A 20355-nucleotide genomic window follows, 5' to 3' on the forward strand; every position below is an offset into this window, starting at 1 on the left:
GCTCAGCGCGGAACAGGTCGCGCAGGCGATTGCGTCCGGCATCCAGCGCGCCCGGCCGGATGCCGACGTGCGCATCTGCCCGATGGCCGACGGCGGCGAAGGCACGCTCGACGCCATGCTCACGAGCGGCGGCGAACGCCGCAAGCTGAGCGTGCGCGGTGCGGCCGGTCCAGTGCGCGAGGCACTCACCGGCCTGCTTGCGGATGGCAGCGCGATCATCGAAACGGCGGAAATCGTCGGTATTACGGATCCCGTCGGCATGGGCGTGCCGGTCGAGGCGCGCAGCACGCGCGGCATGGGCGAAGCGATTCGCGCCCTGCTCGACGCCGGTGTCCGGCGCTTTTTCGTCGCGCTCGGCGGCAGCAGCACCAACGACGGCGGCGCCGGCTTGCTGGCCGGGCTCGGCCTGAAACTTTTCGACGCGCAGGACAACGAGCTCGACGCAACGCCCGAGCAACTCGCTCGCGTGGCGCGCCTCGACGTGTCGCAGCTGGACGCCCGTCTCGCGGACACGCAGTTTGTCGGCATGTCGGATGTGGACAACCCGTTGACCGGCGATCACGGCGCAACCGCGGTGTTCGGTCCGCAAAAGGGTGTGAAGCCGGAACAGATTGCCCTGATCGACGCCGCCCTCGCCCATTTCGCCGATCTGCTCGAGGCGGCGCTGGGGCGCACGGCACGCGACCAACCCGGCGCGGGTGCAGCCGGCGGTCTCGGCTTCGCGCTGCACATGCTCGGCGCGCAGTTCGAGCCGGGCGCGGAAACCGTCGCGCGGCAGATCGGTCTGGACGCGGCACTTGAAGGCGCGAACTGGCTGATCACCGGCGAAGGCCGCTCGGACGTGCAAACGCTGCACGGCAAGGCGCCGTTCATCGCTTGCCGTCATGCGCAGGCAGTGGGCGTACCGGCCACGCTGCTCTCCGGCGCGGTTGATTCCGCGGCACTCCCGCGTCTCGCCGAACACTTCAGTGGCTGCTTCTCGCCGGCCCCCGGGCCGATCACCCTGGAAGTTGCCATTCGGGAGGCCGCGCGCTTGCTCGCCGACGAGGCTGAACAGTTGACGCGCCTGAAATACGGCGCGCGTTGACCGGCGGGGCGGTTGCGGCAACAATCACAGCGCCACGACCGCGCCACTCATCACGGGAAGACCATGAAGGCCTCCGCCAAAACCGGGCTCGAACAGTTCCTGACGTACCGTCTGCATGTTCTGAACAAACTCGCCGAGCGTGGCATCGGCGTGCGCTATCAGGACAAATTGGGCGTGACATTGCCTGAAGCGCGGGTGATTGCGTCGGTGGGCTCGTTCGGACCGTTTTCGATCATGGAACTGGCGCGGCACGCCAACCTCGACAAAAGCCAGGCTAGCCGCGCGGCCGAGGCATTGATCAAGCAAGGACTCGTGAAGCGCGAGCCGAGCGCTGAAGACGGCCGCGTCGTGCTGGTGTCGCTGACGCCGGAGGGCCGTGCGCTCTATCGCAAGGTGATGCCGATCGCGCGTAAGTGGAACGGGGATATGTTCGACTGTCTCGACGAACAGGAAAAGCTCGCGTTCGGCCAGGCGCTCGATAAGATCATCGACACGATGACGGAGCGAGAGGGGTAAGCAAGGGCGTGCAGGCGCGGGGCGCCCGCGCGATGCTGTTTTCTGGCGCGGCCCGATTGCCCGATGCGATGCGATTCCTCCACGCGGTGCACTCCTTAATGCGTTGCATTTCTTCGGCACTGGGCGTTTCTTCAGTGCTGCGCAAGCCCCTCCGTGCAGTGCAATCCCTCAGCGCGCTCAAATCTCGCCGCTCTGTTCGATCCTCGCGCCGAGGTGCTCCCGCCCCGCAGTCAGTTCTTCCCTGCGCTTTGACCGTCAGCACTAGCAGCGCCTGCATCTTTCACTGTGGCGCTCGTTGCGCCTGACCCGTCAGGCACTCCACGCGCGGCTCGATCGGTAGCCGATTGCCCGGGACAAACCAGAGAGCGGTATCCCACTGCATATCGCTTAATAGATTAACTGCGCTGAAAACCTTCGTCACTCTTCGAGCACCGTAAGACCCGCCAGGCAGCCACGTTCCCGGCAACCCGCCAACCATGTCAAAATTCGGCATCGGCCACCGTGCCTTCGATCACCCCCATTTCATCCAGGGAAGTTTCAGTGGACATCAACAAACAGGTAGCGGCCCTTACCGCCTCAGAACTTCAAACCGCCGGCGCAAGCCAGGCGACAGCAATCGCCGTCAGTGTGCTGCTGCGTCATCTGCGCTCGCCTGAGTTGGCAAAACTGTTGTCGTCGGCGTTTGAAAACCACCAGGCCGTCATGCTGCAAACGCCGTGGCCCGAGCCGATGCTGCAGGCGTTCGAATCGACTCGCCGCTTTCTCGAAGGCGCCACGCAAGCCGAGTTGCCTGGCACGCAGGCCGAACAGCAAGCGCCGGCACCGGACGCCTGAGCGCTGCCGGGCATGCGAGGCCCGGCAGCAAATCACGCGGGCAACAAAAGGGGAATAAACGGACAACAAAAAACCCCGTCAGTCGGAAGACTTAACGGGGTTCTCTGCTACATATGGATGGTGCGAGGGAGGGGACTCGAACCCCTACACCCTTGCGGGCGTCAGGACCTAAACCTGGTGCGTCTACCAATTTCGCCACCCTCGCAGCCGGACAAAACGCTGTGCGCCCTGCCCGATGTCCTGCATGCTTGCGGCCGCGTTACAAACCCGCGCCCGAAAGCGTAAGCGCGAGATTCTAACCGATTGATTCGCGCTTGTCTGCATTTGGTCATGCATCTGCCCGAGGGGGCGTCGATGCTACAATTTTTGGCTAAACGCACGCATACCGTGCCCCTTTTCGCCTGCCTTTCCCCACATTCCAATCCCGTGAATTTCGACGAATACTGCCAGCAGAAAGCGGCGCCGCCCGGATCGAGCAATTACTATGCGCTTCGGCAGGCGCCCGCGGCAAGTCAACCGCTCCTGACTGCGCTGTTCGCGCTGCGCCGCGAGTTCGAGGAAACCGTTAAAGAAATCAGCGATCCTGCCATCGGCCGCACCAAACTCGCGTGGTGGCAAAACGAGCTCGCCGCGTTGGCTTCGGGCTCACCGTCGCATCCGGTTTCGAAAGCGCTGGCGGCTTATCTGCCCGACGTGCAGGCCGAGTATCCCGCGTTGCAGGCGTTGCTTGCCGGTTTCGAAATGGACCTCGACCAGGCGCGCTACCTCGACTATCCGAATCTGCGGCGCTATGTGCAAAGTGTCGGCGGCACCTTCGCGTCGCTGATCGCACGTGCTATGGCGAAAGACGCCACGCAGGCGTCGAACTGGTCGACACCGATCGGTGAGGCGCTGCTGCTTGCGCAGTTGGTTGTCGAAACCGGCAATGACGCGCGCCACGGTCGCATTTATATTCCGATCGACGAAATGCAGCGCTTTAAGGTCACTGCCGCGGACCTGATCAATCGGAAATATTCCGACGCGTTTACCGAGCTAATGCGCTTCGAGACCAGGCGGGCCCGCGATGCGTTGCATGCAGCGCTCGCCGCCATGCCAGCAAATGAGCGCCGCTCGCAGCGTACACTGGTGGCGCAGGCTGCACTCACATTGGCGCTGCTGGATGAAATCGAACGGGACGGCTATCACGTGCTGCATCAGCGCATCGCGTTGACACCGATCCGCAAACTTTGGATCGCATGGCGCGCCAGATAGCCGGGCTAAGCTGGCTAAACGGATTAAGCGGGCAACACGGCGGCGCCTCCTCTTGCTGATGAAGAAAAGCTCCGTGGATTATCAGACGCGTAGCAATGGCAGCGGCTCGAACCGCTGCTGCAGGATCGCGGACGCATCGAGTCCCCACCAGGGCCCGAGCACAGTCGCGTAAAGTTGCTGGAAATCGACGCCGACCGGCAAGTTGCCGTTTCCGTCGAGCCGTGCGAGCACCGGTGGCACACCATACAAACCGCCGCGCACTCGCCCGCCCATCACGAAATGCGGCGCCACCGTGCCGTGGTCCGTGCCGTTGCTCTGATTCTCACGCGGGCGCCGGCCAAACTCCGCATAGGTCATCACCAGCGTCTGGTCCCAGCGGCCGAGTTCCACAAGCGCCGACTTCATCGACGCGAACCCTGCGGCCAATTGCTTGAGTAGCGCCGCCTGCTGGCCGGGCTGGTTCTGATGCGTATCGAAACCGTTCAGCGTCAACCGGATCACCGCGACACCCTGCCCGCTGCGCGGCTGTTCTTGCGGCGTGCCCCCACCGGGGATTGCCTTCGGGGCGTCACCAGCGGCAAGCACCTGCATGGCCGTCCTGATCGAACTGCCGAATGCGCCACCAGGGAACACCGTCTTCAATTGCATCTGACTTTGTGTGGGACGCAGACGGTCGGCCGCTTTCACGATGTCGTTCTCGACGTCGAGAATATGCGCCAATTCCGGATTGCGCTCGTGCAGCGACACCGGTGTGACGAGGCGCGAAGCCTTGACGAACTGCGCCGGATTGACCAGTGCAATCGCACGTGCACCGTTGGCGAGCGGTCCCATTTCGGCGCTGCCGATTACGACGCCGTCGGCGGCAAAACCGGGAGGCACCGGCGCCTGCGCGAATGCGCGCGTGAGCCAGCCCTCGCGCAGATACTGATCCGAACGCGACGCGGTGTCCCAGATCTCGATCGAGCGGAAATGCGACAGGTTCGGTTGCGCATAGCTGACGCCCTGCACGATCGCCAGTTGCTGGCTTTGCCAAAGTGGCATGAGCGCCTGTAACGACGGATGCAGCCCGGTGCGCTCATCGAGCTGAATCGCCTGCTCGCGTTTGATGCCGATGTTTTTGCGCAGCTGATAGTAAGCGGGATCGGCAAACGGAATCACGGTGTTCAAACCGTCGTTACCGCCCTTCAGCTCGACGAGGATCAGCAGGTTGCCGTAGCCGCGATTCATTGGAGCGCCCAAGGCTGCCGCTTGCGCACCGAATGCGCGCGGCAGCCAGAGCGTCGCGCCGGCGGCTGCGCCCATCGAGAGAAAGCTGCGTCGTTTCATCCTGCACCTCGTTCGATTGTCATGGCGCGTGTCTTCCGCCTTCGACGGACCTTTTATTTTCGCTGTCGATAAAGTTAAACGGCTGACCTGCTCAATTCCGTTGGCCGTCGCAGCGGCTCACTTCAACTGATAAGCCGGGTCCATCAACAACGCCTCCAGATAAGCGCTGGCTGTCGAATCGGTTGCGATCGCGTCGACCGGCGTGAGCGGCAAGACCGCGTGCTGCAACTGAAGCTCGGCCGACAACCCCGGCTTCGCCGTCGGCGCGGTGTTGTAATGCGCAAGCCACGCGTCGATGTCAAAGCGTACGCCACCTTGCCCGGCCTGACCGACTCGCGCCATCGCGCGCTGCATCGGCGGATTCGCCTGCATATTGCCCGGCGCGCTACTCGCCGTGATCTTTGCGCTGATCGGATTGTTCGTGCGCCGTGGACCGGCGGTTTCCGTCGCCCGAAACAGTTGCTCGACGAATTGCTTACGCGCAAGCAGTGTCGAACTGTTGATCCATATCGTGCCGCCTGGCCATCCTTTGACGTTCGGCGGGTAGAACAGGTTCTCGCCGAGCGTGCGGATCTGCGCGGCAAACGGTGCAGTGTTGTCATAGCCGATGTCGAACGCGCGCAGCGTCCCGACGACGAACTCAGCCGGCGATTTCACGAGGACGCCGCGATCGTCGTCGTTCCAGAAGGCGTCGCTCATGAAGAGGCCGTGCAGCGCGACCTTGATATCGTAGCGACTCGCGCGGAACTGCGCGGCGATCGGCGCGATGCGAGCGGAGTCCGGCGTATCTGAGACGAACTCACGCCATAGCTTGGTCGTGACGAAGGTCGCGGTTTCCGGTCGTACAAGCAGGATGTCGAGCACCTGATCGCCGTCGAACGCACCGGTTTGACCGAGCACGGTCTTGTCGCCGTCGTCGTGCTGGTTGGCGCGCCACATGTACGCCCGCGTGTCGGGATCGAGGCTCCACCCCGTGTAGGCACGGGCGGCTTCCGATACGTCGCGCTGCGTGTAGTGCCCTTCTCCGAGCGTGAACAGCTCCATCACTTCCCGCGCGAAGTTCTCATTGGGCTTGCCCTTGCGATTGCTCGCGCCATCCAGGTATTGCAGCATCGCCGGATCCTTCGCGACGTCGTGCAACAACTCGCCGAAATTGCCGAACGCGTCACGGCGCAACAGCATGTTCTGCTGCGCCATCTGCTGCGGATACTGGACCTTGTCCTGGCCTGACGTGAAGTGGTTATGCCAGAAGAGCGTCATGCGCTCGGTCAGCGGCGACGGCGTGCTCAGCATCTCGCGCACCCACCACGCGCGTAATAATTCGTAACGCTGGCCGCGCAGTCGCTGCTCGTCGCGGCGTTGCTCGTCCGTCCACGTCTTGCGCGTTTCGCGTGTCGGGATCGGTTCGAGCACCCAGTCCGGCAGCGGTGTGACGGCTTCGGTTCGGGCTGTCGCCAGCACCTTATCGACGGCCCGCTCACGTGTGAGTCCAACGTATTGCGCGACCTCGTTGCTATCGGGCGCAAAACCGACGCGCGTCAGGAAGAAGCGCGCGTCGTCGGCGTCGAGGATGTCCTGGTCGGCAGGAGAAGCAGCGGACGCGGCAGCCGGCGCGCGATGCCGGTTGTAAGGCGCCAGAGACGCGCCTTGCTGCACGGCCGATGCCGGCGCACACCATGTCACCGCCGCAAGCGCAGTGGCAGTAACTGCAAGCCATCGGCCACCATTACCGCTTGCCAGCAATTTCATCATCGATCATCCGGTCGGGGGACATCACGAAAAGACATTCGCCCGCGCAAAACGCGCCGTGCTCTGGCAGCTCAACGGCAGATGGAACGGGAAAGTTGACTGGGGAAGTGCAACGAAATCTTTCACGCGCGGAGAAAGCGCGGCCGGCGTGCCCGGACCGGGCACGGAAATAGCTAGCGTTTGTAGAGCTCGCGGACAGCATCTTCGATATGCTGCCGTAACAGACGCCGTTCGTCAGGCGTCATATGACCATCACGACGACGTTGATCGAGATCGGGGGGAACGGCAGTGCGCAACATCGCGTCTGATGCAGGGCGGTCGTTGTTGAGGTTGTGACGATTCGCCCTGGAATTAGCCGACCTTGGGGCGCGCTCGCTCATAGCTCTGTCGGCCGAAGGCTGGGCGTGGGCGAGCGTTGGTCCCAGTGTGCCTGCAAGCGTCCCGGCTACCGCCAGTGCAATTACGCTTAGGCGCACATTCGGCCAAACCCCTCCCTTCATGTTGTTCCCTTCGTGGCGCGGCAACCGGCTACCTCAAATGCGTATACAAACCCCGGTAGCGAGCCGGGTGCGATATTTTTAGTCGGGTGAAGTATCTACCGAACAGCCGCATTCAGTAAAGGAGTCTACCTGCCCCTGCTTTACGTCGTGCCACAGTGCGGGTAAATTTTGTAACTGACTGTAACCCGATAAATGATGCAACCGCGCACCCCTTTCTAATCGCGCTAAGATGCCGACCATGGAAACTAAAAACCCTTCGAAAATCCTCGTCGTCGACGACGATCCGCGCTTGCGCGATCTGCTGCGCCGCTACCTCGGTGAACAGGGCTTCAATGTCTACGTTGCCGAGAACGCGCCGTCCATGAACAAGCTCTGGGTGCGTGAGCGCTTCGACCTGCTGGTGCTCGATCTGATGCTGCCCGGCGAGGACGGCCTGTCGATCTGCCGCCGCTTGCGCGGCAGCAACGACCGCACGCCGATCATCATGCTGACGGCCAAGGGTGAAGACGTCGACCGTATCGTCGGGCTCGAAATGGGTGCCGACGACTATCTGCCCAAGCCGTTCAACCCGCGCGAACTGGTTGCGCGGATTCATGCGGTGCTGCGACGCCAGTCACCGTCGGAGTTGCCGGGCGCGCCGTCCGAAACCACCGAAGTGTTCGAGTTTGGCGAGTTCGCGCTGAATCTTGCCACCCGCACGCTCACCAAAGCCGGCCAGGAAATTCCGCTGACCACGGGTGAGTTTTCGGTACTGAAGGTGTTTGCGCGCCACCCGCGTCAGCCGTTGTCGCGTGAAAAGCTGATGGAATTGGCGCGCGGCCGTGAATACGAAGTGTTCGACCGCAGCCTCGACGTGCAGATTTCGCGTCTGCGCAAGTTGATCGAACCTGATCCGGGCAGCCCACGTTTCATTCAGACCGTCTGGGGTCTTGGTTACGTGTTCATTCCCGACGGTGCAGCCTGAGTTTGCTCTCACCTCTTGTGTCGACCAGAGTTGGCGCTTTAGCGTCTTACCTCTGGTCCCATGCAAAGCGGTCGACCAGAGTTGGCGCTTTAGCGGTCGACCAGAGTTCGCGCTTCAGCACGATTTCTCCGGTCCCATGCAAAGCTCTTACTCTGGTCCCATGCAAGATAGTTTCTGATAAGAAGGGCCCATGCGGATCGACCGGCGCCTCCTGACGCTCGCGTTCGGCGGCCTTTTCTGGCGGACCTTTCTGTTGATCGCTCTATTGATCGCAGTCAGTCTCGCCGCGTGGTTCCAGAGCTTTCGGGTGATCGAACGCGAGCCGCGCGCGCAGCGCGTGGCGTTGCAACTGGTCGCTATCGTCAAGCTCACGCGCACCGCACTCCTCTATTCCGATCCCGACCTGCGGCGCGCCTTGCTACAGGATCTGGAGAGCAATGAAGGGGTGCGCGTGTACCCGCGCGAAACCACCGACAAATACAAGCTGCAGCCCGACGAGTCGCTGAACCGGCTGATCGAACACGACATTCGCGGCCGCCTCGGCGACGACACGGTCATTGCACAGAGCGTCAACGACATCCCCGGCGTCTGGATCAGCTTCAAGATCGACGACGACGATTACTGGGTGGCGCTCGACCGCGATCAACTCGACAACGCGACCGGCTTGCAATGGGCCGGCTGGGGCGTGTTCGCGCTGGCGCTGTCGCTGTTCGGCGCGGCGTTCATCACGAGTCTCGTGAACCGCCCGTTCGCCCGGCTCGCGATGGCCGCGCGCAAGGTCGGCTCAGGTCAGTCGCCGGAGCCCTTGCCCGAGCGCGGCATGGGTGTCGCCGCCGAGACCAATCGCAGCTTCAACCAGATGGTGCAGGACCTCGAACAACTCGAGGCCGACCGCGCGTTGATGCTCGCAGGGATTTCGCACGATCTGCGCACCCCGCTCGCGCGACTGCGGCTCGAAACCGAAATGAGCCCGTCTGATCAGACCACCAAAGATGCGATGGTCGACGACATTGAGCAGATGGACATGATCATCGGCCGATTCCTCGACTACGCGCGTCCGGTGCAGCGGGTGCCGGAGCCAGTCGATCTCTCTGTGATCGCAGGCGAACTGGCCGCGCGGATGCAAAGCGAGGACAGCATGCGGCTGATCACGCGCCTCGCGCCATCGGCAGTGATCGAGGCGGATGAGACCGACATGCGGCGCGTGGTCGGCAATCTGCTGGAGAACGCGCGCAAATACGGTTTGAGCGACGGCGACGGTATACCGCACGTGATTCTGGAAACACGGGTGTCGCACTCGCGGGTCGAGTTGTCCGTGGTCGACGAGGGTCCCGGTATTCCGGAAGACCAACTGGCGCTTGTCACACGACCGTTCTATCGTGTGAATTCGGCGCGCACCCAGGCGAACGGCACGGGCCTTGGCATGGCAATTGTGCAGCGGCTGGTAAGCCGTTACCGAGGCGCGCTGCGCCTGCGCAATCGCACGCCAGGCCCGGGTCTCGAAGTGACGATCGAGTTCCCGCTTGCAAAGGGTGCCTGACCGGAAGGTGCATCGTCCTGCCGGTGCGACGGTTGGTCTCGTTGAATAAAAGCTATCCAGGCTGTTAGTAAAAAACTATTGAACGGATAATTTAATAGAGCTATATTCCAAGGCGTGTAACGTGCTCGTTACGACGAGCTGGTAGCCTCAACATGCTGTTTTCACATCACACGAAGGAGCACTCGCATGAAAACCGTTGGCGATAAAGTCGAAGCGTTTACCGTTACTGCTGCCAAGCCGGGCTTCAACAATCACGAAGAAAACGGCGTGTCGGCGTTCGAAGAGATCACGGAACAGTCATTCCCAGGCAAGTGGAAGATCATCTATTTCTATCCGAAGGATTTCACGTTCGTGTGTCCGACGGAAATCGTCGAGTTCGGCAAGCTGGCCAAGGATTTCGAAGAGCGCGACGCAGTGCTGCTCGGCGGCAGCGTGGACAACGAATTCGTCAAGCTGGCGTGGCGCCGTGAGCACAAGGACCTGAGCAAGCTGAACCACTATGCGTTCGGTGACGTAAAGGGCGAGTTGATCGACCAGCTCGGCGTGCGCGACAAGGAAGCCGGCGTGGCATTGCGCGCAACGTTCATCGTCGATCCGGACAATACGATTCAACACGTTTCGGTGAATAACCTGAACGTTGGGCGTAATCCGGAAGAAGTGCTGCGTATTCTCGACGGCCTGCAAACGGACGAACTGTGTCCTTGCAACCGCGCAGTCGGCGGCGCAACGCTGTAAGCAGTGCTGTCAGAAGCCCGCTAAGCTTGAAAAGCCAGCGGGCTTTTTTATCGACAACCTGATAGGAGATTTCAATGGAATTCTTGTCTTCGATTAAGGCGCTCGTGCCTGACTACGCCAAGGACATTCGGCTGAATCTGGACGGGACGATTGCGCGCTCGTCGCTGGAGGGGAATGACGCGGTCGGTGTAGCGTTGGCGGCGGCGTTTGCGGCGAAGAGTACGGTGATTATCGACGCGATTCGCAATGCCGGGGTTTTGTCGCCGGAAGAGACGAACGGCGCGCTCACTGCGGCTGCGCTAATGGGGATGAATAACGTGTGGTATCCGTATGTCGAGATGACGGATAACGCGGACCTGAAATCGCAACCGGCGCAGTTACGGATGAATGCTTATGCGTCGCATGGCGGTGTGGATAAGCGACGGTTTGAGATGTATGCGCTGGCGGCTTCGATTATTGGTAAGTGTCATTTTTGCGTGAAGTCGCATTTTGATACGCTCGTTGCCGAGGGGATGAGTTCTACGCAATTGCGGGATGTGGGCCGCATCGCGGCGGTTGTTAACGCCGCTGCGCAGTGTATTGCTGCAGAGGGTAAATAGTTGTTCTTGCGCGCAGCGCGAACACGGCACTAGCGTTGCGCGCATTGGTTTTTGCCTTGGGCGGGCAAAAAACCACAATCAATTCTTGATCAACAAAACCGCTGCCTGAGCTTCAATGCCCTCTCCCCGCCCAAGATAACCCAGCTTCTCATTGGTCTTCGCCTTGACGTTGACCCGCTCAATCGGCAAGTTCAGATCCGCGGCGATATTCGCCCGCATTCCGTCAATATGAGGCGCCAGCCTGGGCGCCTGCGCAACCACACTGCTATCCACATTACCAATAGAAAACCCAGCGGCTTTAACGCGAGCAAAACACTCGCGCAATAAAACCCGGCTATCTGCGCCAGCGAATTTAGCATCCGTATCGGAGAAATGCCGCCCAATATCCCCCATCGCGGCAGCGCCAAAAATAGCATCGGTAATGGCATGCAGCAGCACATCCGCATCCGAATGCCCGAGCAGCCCGCGCTCATAGGGAATCGTCACGCCGCCGATAATCAACGGACGTCCCGGCACCAGCGCATGCACGTCATACCCTTGCCCAATTCTGAAATCCATATGCGTCAAGTCCTCTAGCCCATTCAATTAAAATCTGATTATCCAGTCAGGAGGCCGAAGGCGGCCGGCACAGAATCGCCTCGGCCAGATCGAAGTCTTCAGGATAGGTGACCTTGAAGTTGCGCAAGCTGCCCTGAACCAACCTCGGCGCGTGTCCCAGCCACTCGATCGCGCTCGCTTCGTCGGTCAGGTCATGGCCGTCCGCCTGCGCGCGCAGAATCGCCTCGCGCAACATGCCAATGCGGAACATTTGCGGCGTCTGCGCCTGCCACAAACCATCGCGCGCTTCGGTACGGGCAATCCGCCCGTCGGACGAACCCGAGTCGATCCGCTTCAAGGTATCCGCAACAGGCAAGGCCATGATGCCGCCCACCGCATCGTCCCTCAGCGCGCCGATCAGCGTGCGAATCAACGCAGGCGTAATGCCCGGCCGCGCGGCGTCGTGCACCAGCACCCAGTCGTCGTCGTGCGCGCCGAACTCGGCCAGCACGTGCAAGCCGTTCAGCACCGACGCCTGGCGCGATGCCCCGCCGGAGCGGCGCACGGCAAAACGCAAGCCGCCGAAGCGGCGGGCGTCGAAGTGCTGGTCGTCGGGAGCAATCACGACAAGGGTTTGCGCAAACTCGCTGCAGGCGTCGAAAGCCGCCAGCGAGTAATGCAACATGTCGCGGCCGGCGACAGTGCGATATTGTTTGGGCATCGCGGCGCCAGAACGGCTGCCGGTGCCAGCGCACGGAATCAGGGCAAATAGACGGGAAGTCACGAGTGCGGACGCCGCGAAGTAAAAGTAAAGAACGGATTTTATAATAGGTCCTTCGCATCTACGCCCTGACACGCGTAAACTTGCCGATCACGTGTGAGCCTGAGGCCGCCTTTTCTCTTCTATGCCAGACATCGCCGCATCATCGCAGTACTCCCCGCCCGTCGCGCTCGTCAAGGCCGGCCAGCGTTTTGCCTTCGACGGCACGCACGGCTCGTCCGATGCGCTGCTGATCGCCCGCTACCATCTCGCCTATCGCGAGAAGGTGCCGCTATTGGCGGTCGTCTGCGAAAGCGCCGTCGACGCGCAGCGCCTCGCGCAGGAAATCGGCTTTTTCGCGCCCGAGGCACGCGTGCGCCTGCTGCCCGACTGGGAAACGCTGCCTTACGACACGTTTTCGCCGCACCAGGACCTGGTCTCCGAGCGCCTCGCCACGCTGCACGATCTCGGCGAAGGCCGCTGCGACATCCTGCTGGTGCCCGCCACCACCGCCCTGTACCGGATGCCGCCTGCCTCGTTCATGGCGGGCTACACGTTCTCCTTTTCGCAAGGCGAGCGCCTCGACGAAGCCAGGCTCAAAGCGCAATTGACGCTCGCGGGCTACGAGCACGTGAGCCAGGTGGTGCGTCCCGGCGAATACTGCGTGCGCGGCTCGCTGCTCGATCTGTATCCGATGGGCTCGCCCCTGCCATACCGGATCGACCTGTTCGACGACCAGGTCGATTCGATCCGTGCCTTCGATCCGGACACCCAGCGCAGCCTCTATCCGGTGAAGGACGTGCGTCTGCTGCCAGGCCGCGAGTTCCCCTTCGACGAAGCCGCGCGCACGGCATTCCGCAGCCGCTGGCGCGAGACCTTCGAAGGCGATCCGAGCCGTGCGTCGATTTATAAGGATATCGGCAACGGCGTGCCGTCGGCGGGCATCGAATACTATCTGCCGCTCTTCTTCAACGAAACGGCGACGCTGTTCCATTACCTGCCTGAAGGCGCGCAACTGGCGTTTGTGGGCGATCTGGGCGCGGCGATCAAGCGCTTCACCAACGACACCCGGCAGCGTTACAACTTCCTCTCGCACGATCGCGACCGGCCAATTCTGGAGCCGCAACGTCTGTTCCTGTCGGACGAGGACTTCTTTACGTTCGCCAAGCCGTTCGCGCGGCTCGTCTTGCCGGCCAACGCAGGCGGCGGTTGGTCCGTGCCGTTGCCGAATCTCGCCCTCGACCGCCATGCGGACGATCCGGTCGCCGCGCTGCGTGCCTATCTCGACGCCACGCCGAACCGCGTGCTGTTTGCCGCTGAATCGGCCGGCCGGCGCGAAACGCTGTTACAACTGCTGGCCGACAATCATCTGAGGCCCGCCTCGAGCGACAGCTTCCGGGACTGGCTCATCGGCGACACGCGTTTCGCGCTCGGCGTCGCACCGCTGGCCAACGGTTTTGCGGTGCCCGTCGACGGCATCGCGATCATCACCGAGACCGAGCTTTACGGCCCGCTCGCGCGTCGCGCGGGACGCCGCCGTCAGGAACAGGCCAGCAACGTCGATTCGATGGTGCGCGATCTGTCCGAGTTGAAGATCGGCGATCCGGTCGTGCATTCGCAGCACGGAATCGGCCGCTATATGGGCCTCGTGACGATGGATCTCGGCGAAGGCGAGACCGAGTTCCTGCACCTCGAATACGCGAGTAACAGCAAGCTCTACGTGCCGGTCGCGCAGTTGCACGTGATCTCGCGCTACAGCGGCGCGGATCCGGAAAGCGCGCCGTTGCATTCGCTCGGCTCCGGCCAGTGGGAAAAGGCCAAACGCAAAGCAGCGCAACAGATCCGCGACACTGCGGCGGAACTGCTGAATCTATATGCCCGTCGCGCTCTGCGCGAAGGTCATGCGTTCGCGCTTGAACCGAAAGACTATGTGAAGTTCGCCGAGACCTTCGGCTTCGAGGAAACACCGGACCAGGCCGCAGCGATTGCTGCCGTGATCGGCGACATGACGAGCGGCAAACCGATGGACCGCCTCGTGTGCGGCGACGTCGGTTTCGGCAAGACCGAGGTGGCATTGCGCGCGGCGTTCATCGCCGTGATGGGGGGCAAACAGGTTGCGCTGCTTTCGCCCACCACGCTGCTCGCCGAACAGCACACGCAAACGTTTACCGACCGTTTCTCCGATTGGCCGGTGCGCATTGCCGAACTGTCTCGCTTCAAGTCGACCACGGAAGTCAGCGCGTCAATCCAGCAGATCAACGAAGGCACGGTCGATATCGTGATCGGCACGCACAAGCTGCTGTCGTCGGATGTGCAGTTCAAGCGGCTGGGGCTCGTCATCATCGACGAGGAACACCGTTTCGGCGTGCGTCAGAAAGAAGCGCTGAAGGCCCTCAGAGCCGAGGTCGATGTGCTCACGCTCACCGCGACGCCGATCCCGCGTACGCTCGGCATGGCGCTCGAAGGCCTGCGCGATTTCTCGGTGATCGCGACCGCGCCGCAAAAGCGCCTCGCGATCAAAACCTTCGTACGTCGCGAAGAAGACAGCGTGATTCGCGAAGCAATGTTGCGCGAGTTGAAACGCGGCGGCCAGGTCTACTTCCTGCACAACGAAGTCGAGACGATCGAGAATCGCCGGCAGATGCTCGAAGCACTCGTGCCCGAAGCACGTATCGCGGTCGCGCATGGACAGATGCACGAGCGCGAACTCGAACGCGTGATGCGTGATTTCGTTGCGCAACGCGCGAACGTTCTGCTGTGCACGACGATCATCGAAACCGGTATCGACGTGCCGAGCGCCAACACGATCCTGATTCACCGCGCCGACAAGTTCGGCCTCGCGCAATTGCACCAGTTGCGTGGCCGCGTCGGCCGTTCGCATCACCAGGCATATTCGTATCTGCTGGTGCATGACCCGCAAGGTCTGACCAAGCAGGCGCAGCGTCGTCTTGAAGCGATCCAGCAGATGGAGGAACTCGGTTCGGGCTTCTATCTCGCGATGCACGACCTCGAAATCCGCGGTACGGGTGAAGTGCTCGGCGACAAGCAATCGGGCGAGATTCACGAGATCGGTTTCCAGCTCTATACCGACATGCTGAACGACGCCGTGAAGGCGCTCAAGGAAGGCAGGGAGCCGGACCTCACCGCGCCGCTCGCCGCGACCACCGAGATCAATCTGCACGCGCCCGCGATTCTGCCAGCGGACTATTGCGGCGACGTGCAGGAACGTCTGTCGCTTTACAAGCGCCTCGCCAATTGCGAACACAACGATTCGATCGACGGCATCCAGGAGGAATTGATCGATCGCTTCGGCAAATTGCCGCCGCAAGCGCATGCACTCGTCGAGACGCATCGTCTGCGCCTCGCGGCCAAGCCTTTGGGCATTTCGAAAATCGATGCGGGCGAAACCGTGATCGGCTTGCAGTTCATCCCCAATCCGCCGATCGACGCGATGCGGATCATCGAAATGGTGCAGAAACACAAGCACATCAAGCTCGCGGGCCAGGACAAACTGCGTATTGAAACGCGCAGCCCGGATCTGGCCGTGCGTGTGGCGACGGTGAAAGAAACCCTGCGTGCACTTGGAACGCCCAGCCGCGGCACGGCGGCCACGGCTGCTGCGCGCTAACGGGCGGCATGTTGCATGCTAACGCGCCGGTATCGCGTCAACACCAGCGCAGATACCGGAACCCACACGGCACCCACGCCGGCGCCATTAAAAAAACGGGGTACGTCTAGCCGTTTTTCGTTCATGCTGCGGTGCGCAAACGCGCGCCGCAGCATACGGGTGAGTTTTTTTTGGGTATGATCGAAAGACTCAAATGCTGGAGTCTTGTCATGTCTCACGTCGCTGAATCAGCGCAGTCCTCGCAAACGCCCGCCTCTGAATCGAATTCTTCCTCGCCTGCAACGCTGCCTGCCTCGCTCCCCTGGGTAACCCGTCTCGTGTCGATGGACACGGTGAGCCGTAATCCAAATCTCGGTCTGATCGAGACCGTGCGCGATGAACTGCGCGCAGTCGGCATCGAAGCCACGCTCACTCACGACGAAAGCGGCAAATGGGCCAATCTGTTCGCAACGATTCCCGCGCACGACGGCGAGACTAACGGCGGCGTGGTGCTGTCGGGCCACACAGACGTGGTGCCCGTAGACGGTCAGCCATGGGACAGCGATCCGTTCAAGCCGGAAATTCGCGGCGATAAGCTGTACGGTCGCGGTACCTGCGACATGAAAGGCTTTATCGGCGCGGCGCTTTCGCTCGTGCCCGAGATGCAGCGCACGAGGCTCGCCAAGCCGATTCACTTCGCCTTGTCGTTCGACGAGGAAGTGGGATGTGTCGGCGCACCGCTCCTGATTGCCGATCTGATGAAGCGCGGCGTGAAGCCGGACGGCTGCATCGTCGGCGAGCCGACCAGCATGCGCCCGATCGTGGCGCACAAAGGCATCAACGCGTATCAATGCTGCGTGCGCGGTCAGGCGGCGCATTCGTCGCTTACACCGAAGGGTTTGAACGCCATCGAATACGCCGCGCGTCTGATCTGCTACATCCGCGATATGGCCGATCAATTCCGCGAGCAAGGCCCGTTCGACGAACTGTACGATGTGCCCTTCACCACGGCGCAAACCAGCACGATCGTAGGCGGCAACGCGATCAATACCGTGCCGGCCGAATGCAAGTTCCAGTTCGAATTCCGCAACCTGCCCACGCTCGACCCCGAACCAATCTTCGCGCGCATCAATCAATATGCACGCGAAACGCTGCTGCCGAAAATGTTGCGCGAGCATCCATCCGCGGCCATCGAGATCTCCAGAATCGCCGCGGCCCCCGGTCTCGATTCGTCTGAACAAGCCGCGATCACGCAACTCGTGCGTGCGCTGACCGCGGACCAGGACAAGCGCAAGGTCGCGTACGGCACCGAAGCCGGGCTGTTTTCGCTGGCGGGCATTCCGAGCATTGTGTGCGGCCCCGGCGACATCCAGCAGGCGCACAAAGCCAACGAATTCGTGGTGCTGGATCAGCTCGTGGCGTGTGAACGCTTCCTGCAAAAATTCATTCACAGCATGTCGGTGGACGCGCACGCGCACTGAAACTGATCGCTGCGAAAATAGTCTTAGCCATATCGAGGAAAACACGCCCACACCATGTCAACCGCCACGCCGCAGCACACCGACCATACGATCGACGGCGAGCCGATCCCCACACTCGACGACATCGCCACGCAGCACTTTACGTTGGCGCCGTGGGTGACGCGAACGCCGGTGTTCGACCGGCTCGACTTTCCGTCGCTGGAAGGCACCGTCGTGAATTTCAAGTTCGAGTTGCTCCAGGCAGGCGGCAGCTTCAAGGCGCGTGGCGCGTTCACCAACCTGCTAGCGCTCGACGAAGCGCAACGCAGCGCAGGTGTCACCTGTGTATCGGGCGGCAATCATGCGGTGGCGGTCGCGTACGCGGCGATGCGTCTTGGCATCAGCGCGAAGGTCGTGTTGTTTCGTGCGGCCAATCCGGCGCGCGTGGCCTTGTGCCGGCAGTATCGCGCCGACATCGTGTTCGCGGAAAACATTGCCGAAGCGTTCGAACTGGTGCGCCGGATCGAGGCCGAGGAAGGCCGATATTTCGTACACCCGTTCAACGGTTATCGCACCGTACTGGGCTCGGCCACGCTCGGCTATGAATGGGCCACGCAAACGCCCGACCTCGAAGCGGTGATCGTGCCGATCGGCGGCGGCGGGCTCGCTGCCGGTGTAGCTACCGCCATGCGGCTCGCGAATCCGCTCGTGCACGTGTATGGCGTCGAACCGGAAGGATCGGATGCGATGGGCAAAAGCTTCGCGGCCAATCACACGGTCAAGATGGGCCACATGCACACGATTGCCGATTCATTGGCGTCGCCGCATACCGAGGAATACAGCTACGAGTTGTGCCGTCGTCATATCGACCAGCTCGTCACCGTATCCGATGACCAGTTGCGCGCGGCCATGCTGACCTTGTTCGGACAACTGAAGCTAGCCGTCGAACCGGCCTGCGCCGCGGCTACGGCAGCGCTGCTCGGGCCGCTGCGTGAAAAGCTGCAAGGCAAACGCGTAGGCGTGCTGCTATGCGGCACCAATACCGATCCGGTCAGTTTTGCCGCGCATATCGAACGGGCACGCCATAGTCAGTCACAGCTTCCAGAATAAGGTCATTCCGCTCTTTCCTTGCCAAAAGACTAGCCTATCTTTCTCAGATTGGTATGATTCGACCATCGACTTCTGGGAGGAACGTATATGAGCATGGTCAAGGAATTCAAAGAATTTGCCCTGAAAGGCAACGTAATGGATCTCGCGGTCGGGGTGATTATCGGCGGCGCATTTTCCACCATCGTCAATTCAATTGTTAAAGACCTGATCATGCCGGTTGTCGGTGTTGCCACCGGCGGCCTCGATTTCTCCAACAAGTTCATTCGCCTCGGCGATATTCCCGCCAGCTTCAAAGGAAGTCCCGAGTCGTATAAAGACTTGCAAACGGCTGGCGTGGCGGTGTTCGGTTATGGCTCGTTCATCACCGTAGCCATCAACTTCGTGATTCTCGCGTTCATCATTTTCCTGATGGTCAAGTTCATCAATAATCTGCGCAAGCCGGCTGAAGCCGCGCCGGCGGAGCCGCCGCCGACGCCGGAAGACGTCGTGCTGCTGCGTGAAATCCGCGACTCGCTGAAAAATTCAGCGCCGCGTTAAGCCTATTTAAGCATTCGCGCCCGCCCATTAGCCGGCGCAAATAAAGAAAGGCCTGTTGCGAAAAAATCGCCACAGGCCTTTTTCATACCGCATGCAAATTACGCCGCCACAGTCGACCCTGTCGGCGCGGCGAACGCACTAAACGTCCTTTTCCGCCTTCTGATTCACCGCGTTTTCAATCATCGTCTCGAGCTGTAAAAAATTGACAGGCTTCGTCAGATGCGAAGTAAAGCCGGCGCTCAGGCAACGGCGCACATCTTCGTCAGTACCGAAGCCAGTCAACGCGACGGCCGGCACATCCGAATGCTCGCGGAACGCTTTCACGAAATCGAGACCGGTACCGTCGGGCAAGCCTACATCGCTGATCACCAGATCGAACGTCTGCGTCTGGGTAGCGGCCAATGCATCATCCACACGGCCCACTGTGGTCACGTCGTGACCCAGGCTGCGAATCAGCTGCCCCATCACCTCGGCGGTATCCACGTGGTCTTCGATCAGTAAAATAGTCAGTAGCCCCGGAGAATGCACCTCATCCGGCGCGGCAACGGGCGTTGATTGGACCGGCGCGGCCGCGGTCGGCAGCGTGATCGTGAAAGTCGCCCCGCAGTGCGCGCCCGGACTCTGTGCGACCACCGTGCCGCCATGCACATCCGTCAGCGCCTTGGTGATCGCAAGACCGAGGCCCAAGCCGCCGAATTGCCGCGTCATGTTCTGGTTGCCTTGCTCGAACGCGTTGAACAGTTTGCCGATCTGCTCGGGCTCGATGCCGATACCCGTATCCTCGACCGAGATCTGCACGTGCATACGTTCATCTTGGGTGCGTACATAAATATGGCCGCCGTCCGGCGTGAACTTGGCAGCGTTGCGAATCAGGTTCCACAGCATCTGTTGCAAGCGTGCGCGGTCGGCGAGCACGTAATGGTGCTGCGCATTCTTGCCGACGTGCACGTCCTGCTGCTTGACCTGAATCTCGCTGTGGAAGAGTTCAAGCACGCTGTCCATCACCTCATGCACGTCGACGGTTTCGAGTGACAGACGCAGCTTGCCGTTCGCCACGCGTGTGAGATCGAGCAGATCGTCGATCAGGCGCGCTTCGAGTTCGACGTTGCGGCGGATCATCCGCACGCTCGCACGCGCCTGATCGGGCAGATCCGGGATCATCTCCAGCACGCTGGCGCCCGCCAGTACCGGCGTGAGCGGCGTGCGCAATTCGTGCGACAGCATGGCAAGGAAGCGGTCTTTC

General features: G+C 61.5%; 18 protein-coding genes and 1 tRNA gene. 12 read left to right on the top strand and 7 right to left on the bottom strand.

Annotated elements, in window-relative coordinates:
• The 3 genes from VFE81_RS00755 to VFE81_RS00765 all read left to right on the top strand — a co-directional run.
• On the top strand, positions 1-1087 hold a 1087-nt coding region (locus VFE81_RS00755; RefSeq protein ID WP_325042761.1), incomplete at its 5' end, for a glycerate kinase.
• Positions 1088-1150: 63 nt separating this feature from the next.
• Positions 1151-1603, top strand: coding sequence for a MarR family transcriptional regulator (locus VFE81_RS00760; RefSeq protein ID WP_325042762.1), 453 nt, complete (start codon positions 1151-1153; stop codon positions 1601-1603).
• 540 nt (positions 1604-2143) lie between these two features.
• Positions 2144-2437, top strand: coding sequence for a hypothetical protein (locus VFE81_RS00765; RefSeq protein WP_325042763.1), 294 nt, complete (start codon positions 2144-2146; stop codon positions 2435-2437).
• A 118-nt stretch (positions 2438-2555) separates the two neighbouring features.
• Here the strand turns inward: VFE81_RS00765 and VFE81_RS00770 are convergent.
• Positions 2556-2642 (bottom strand) — tRNA-Leu (locus VFE81_RS00770).
• A 221-nt stretch (positions 2643-2863) separates the two neighbouring features.
• Here VFE81_RS00770 and VFE81_RS00775 point away from each other — a divergent pair.
• Entirely contained in the window at positions 2864-3688 is an 825-nt protein-coding gene (locus VFE81_RS00775; RefSeq protein WP_325042764.1) for a squalene/phytoene synthase family protein, read from the top strand.
• An 81-nt stretch (positions 3689-3769) separates the two neighbouring features.
• Here VFE81_RS00775 and VFE81_RS00780 read toward each other — a convergent pair whose 3' ends face one another.
• The 3 genes from VFE81_RS00780 to VFE81_RS00790 form a co-directional block, all read right to left on the bottom strand.
• Positions 3770-5014 carry a DUF1501 domain-containing protein gene (locus tag VFE81_RS00780; protein WP_325042765.1) on the bottom strand — a complete coding sequence of 415 codons (1245 nt, stop codon included), beginning with the start codon at positions 5012-5014 and terminating at the stop codon, positions 3770-3772.
• A gap of 117 nt (positions 5015-5131) precedes the next feature.
• A complete protein-coding gene (locus tag VFE81_RS00785) occupies positions 5132-6763 on the bottom strand; it encodes a DUF1800 domain-containing protein (RefSeq protein WP_414695534.1) in 1632 nt (543 codons plus the stop codon).
• 173 nt (positions 6764-6936) lie between these two features.
• Positions 6937-7263 carry a hypothetical protein gene (locus VFE81_RS00790; RefSeq protein ID WP_325042777.1) on the bottom strand — a complete coding sequence of 109 codons (327 nt, stop codon included), beginning with the start codon at positions 7261-7263 and terminating at the stop codon, positions 6937-6939.
• A 229-nt stretch (positions 7264-7492) separates the two neighbouring features.
• On the opposite strand from VFE81_RS00790, the gene ompR reads away from it, so the two are divergent.
• The 4 genes from ompR to VFE81_RS00810 all read left to right on the top strand — a co-directional run bounded on the left by ompR (position 7493) and on the right by VFE81_RS00810 (position 11101).
• A complete protein-coding gene (gene ompR / locus VFE81_RS00795; RefSeq protein ID WP_006048917.1) occupies positions 7493-8227 on the top strand; it encodes a two-component system response regulator OmpR in 735 nt (244 codons plus the stop codon).
• Positions 8228-8417: 190 nt separating this feature from the next.
• Positions 8418-9767, top strand: a complete 1350-nt coding sequence (locus tag VFE81_RS00800; protein WP_325042767.1) for an ATP-binding protein — start codon at positions 8418-8420, stop codon at positions 9765-9767.
• A 186-nt stretch (positions 9768-9953) separates the two neighbouring features.
• On the top strand, positions 9954-10502 hold the full coding sequence (locus tag VFE81_RS00805; RefSeq protein ID WP_325042768.1) for a peroxiredoxin: 549 nt from the start codon (positions 9954-9956) through the stop codon (positions 10500-10502).
• A gap of 74 nt (positions 10503-10576) precedes the next feature.
• A complete protein-coding gene (locus VFE81_RS00810) occupies positions 10577-11101 on the top strand; it encodes a carboxymuconolactone decarboxylase family protein (protein ID WP_325042769.1) in 525 nt (174 codons plus the stop codon).
• 78 nt (positions 11102-11179) lie between these two features.
• Here the strand turns inward: VFE81_RS00810 and ispF are convergent, their stop codons facing one another.
• Both ispF and ispD read right to left on the bottom strand, forming a co-directional pair.
• A complete protein-coding gene (gene ispF, locus VFE81_RS00815) occupies positions 11180-11659 on the bottom strand; it encodes a 2-C-methyl-D-erythritol 2,4-cyclodiphosphate synthase (protein WP_325042770.1) in 480 nt (159 codons plus the stop codon).
• Between the two features lie 46 nt (positions 11660-11705).
• Complete coding sequence (gene ispD / locus VFE81_RS00820; RefSeq protein ID WP_325042771.1) at positions 11706-12422, bottom strand: 2-C-methyl-D-erythritol 4-phosphate cytidylyltransferase; 717 nt, start codon at positions 12420-12422, stop codon at positions 11706-11708.
• 121 nt (positions 12423-12543) lie between these two features.
• On the opposite strand from ispD, the gene mfd reads away from it, so the two are divergent.
• The 4 genes from mfd (at position 12544) to mscL (ending at position 19112) form a co-directional block, all read left to right on the top strand.
• Positions 12544-16026, top strand: a complete 3483-nt coding sequence (gene mfd, locus VFE81_RS00825; protein WP_325042772.1) for a transcription-repair coupling factor — start codon at positions 12544-12546, stop codon at positions 16024-16026.
• A 209-nt stretch (positions 16027-16235) separates the two neighbouring features.
• Entirely contained in the window at positions 16236-17486 is a 1251-nt protein-coding gene (gene argE, locus VFE81_RS00830; RefSeq protein ID WP_325042773.1) for an acetylornithine deacetylase, read from the top strand.
• Positions 17487-17540: 54 nt separating this feature from the next.
• The gene (locus VFE81_RS00835) at positions 17541-18575 is read left to right on the top strand and encodes a threonine/serine dehydratase (protein ID WP_325042774.1); all 1035 of its coding nucleotides are present in this window, start codon (positions 17541-17543) and stop codon (positions 18573-18575) included.
• An 87-nt stretch (positions 18576-18662) separates the two neighbouring features.
• The gene (mscL, locus tag VFE81_RS00840) at positions 18663-19112 is read left to right on the top strand and encodes a large conductance mechanosensitive channel protein MscL (protein ID WP_325042775.1); all 450 of its coding nucleotides are present in this window, start codon (positions 18663-18665) and stop codon (positions 19110-19112) included.
• A gap of 138 nt (positions 19113-19250) precedes the next feature.
• On the opposite strand, the gene VFE81_RS00845 is transcribed toward mscL, so the two are convergent.
• Positions 19251-20355 (bottom strand): hybrid sensor histidine kinase/response regulator (locus VFE81_RS00845; protein ID WP_325042776.1); only part of this gene is annotated, 1105 nt, incomplete at its 5' end.

The organism is Paraburkholderia sp., from assembly GCF_035656215.1.
GTDB lineage: Bacteria > Pseudomonadota > Gammaproteobacteria > Burkholderiales > Burkholderiaceae > Paraburkholderia.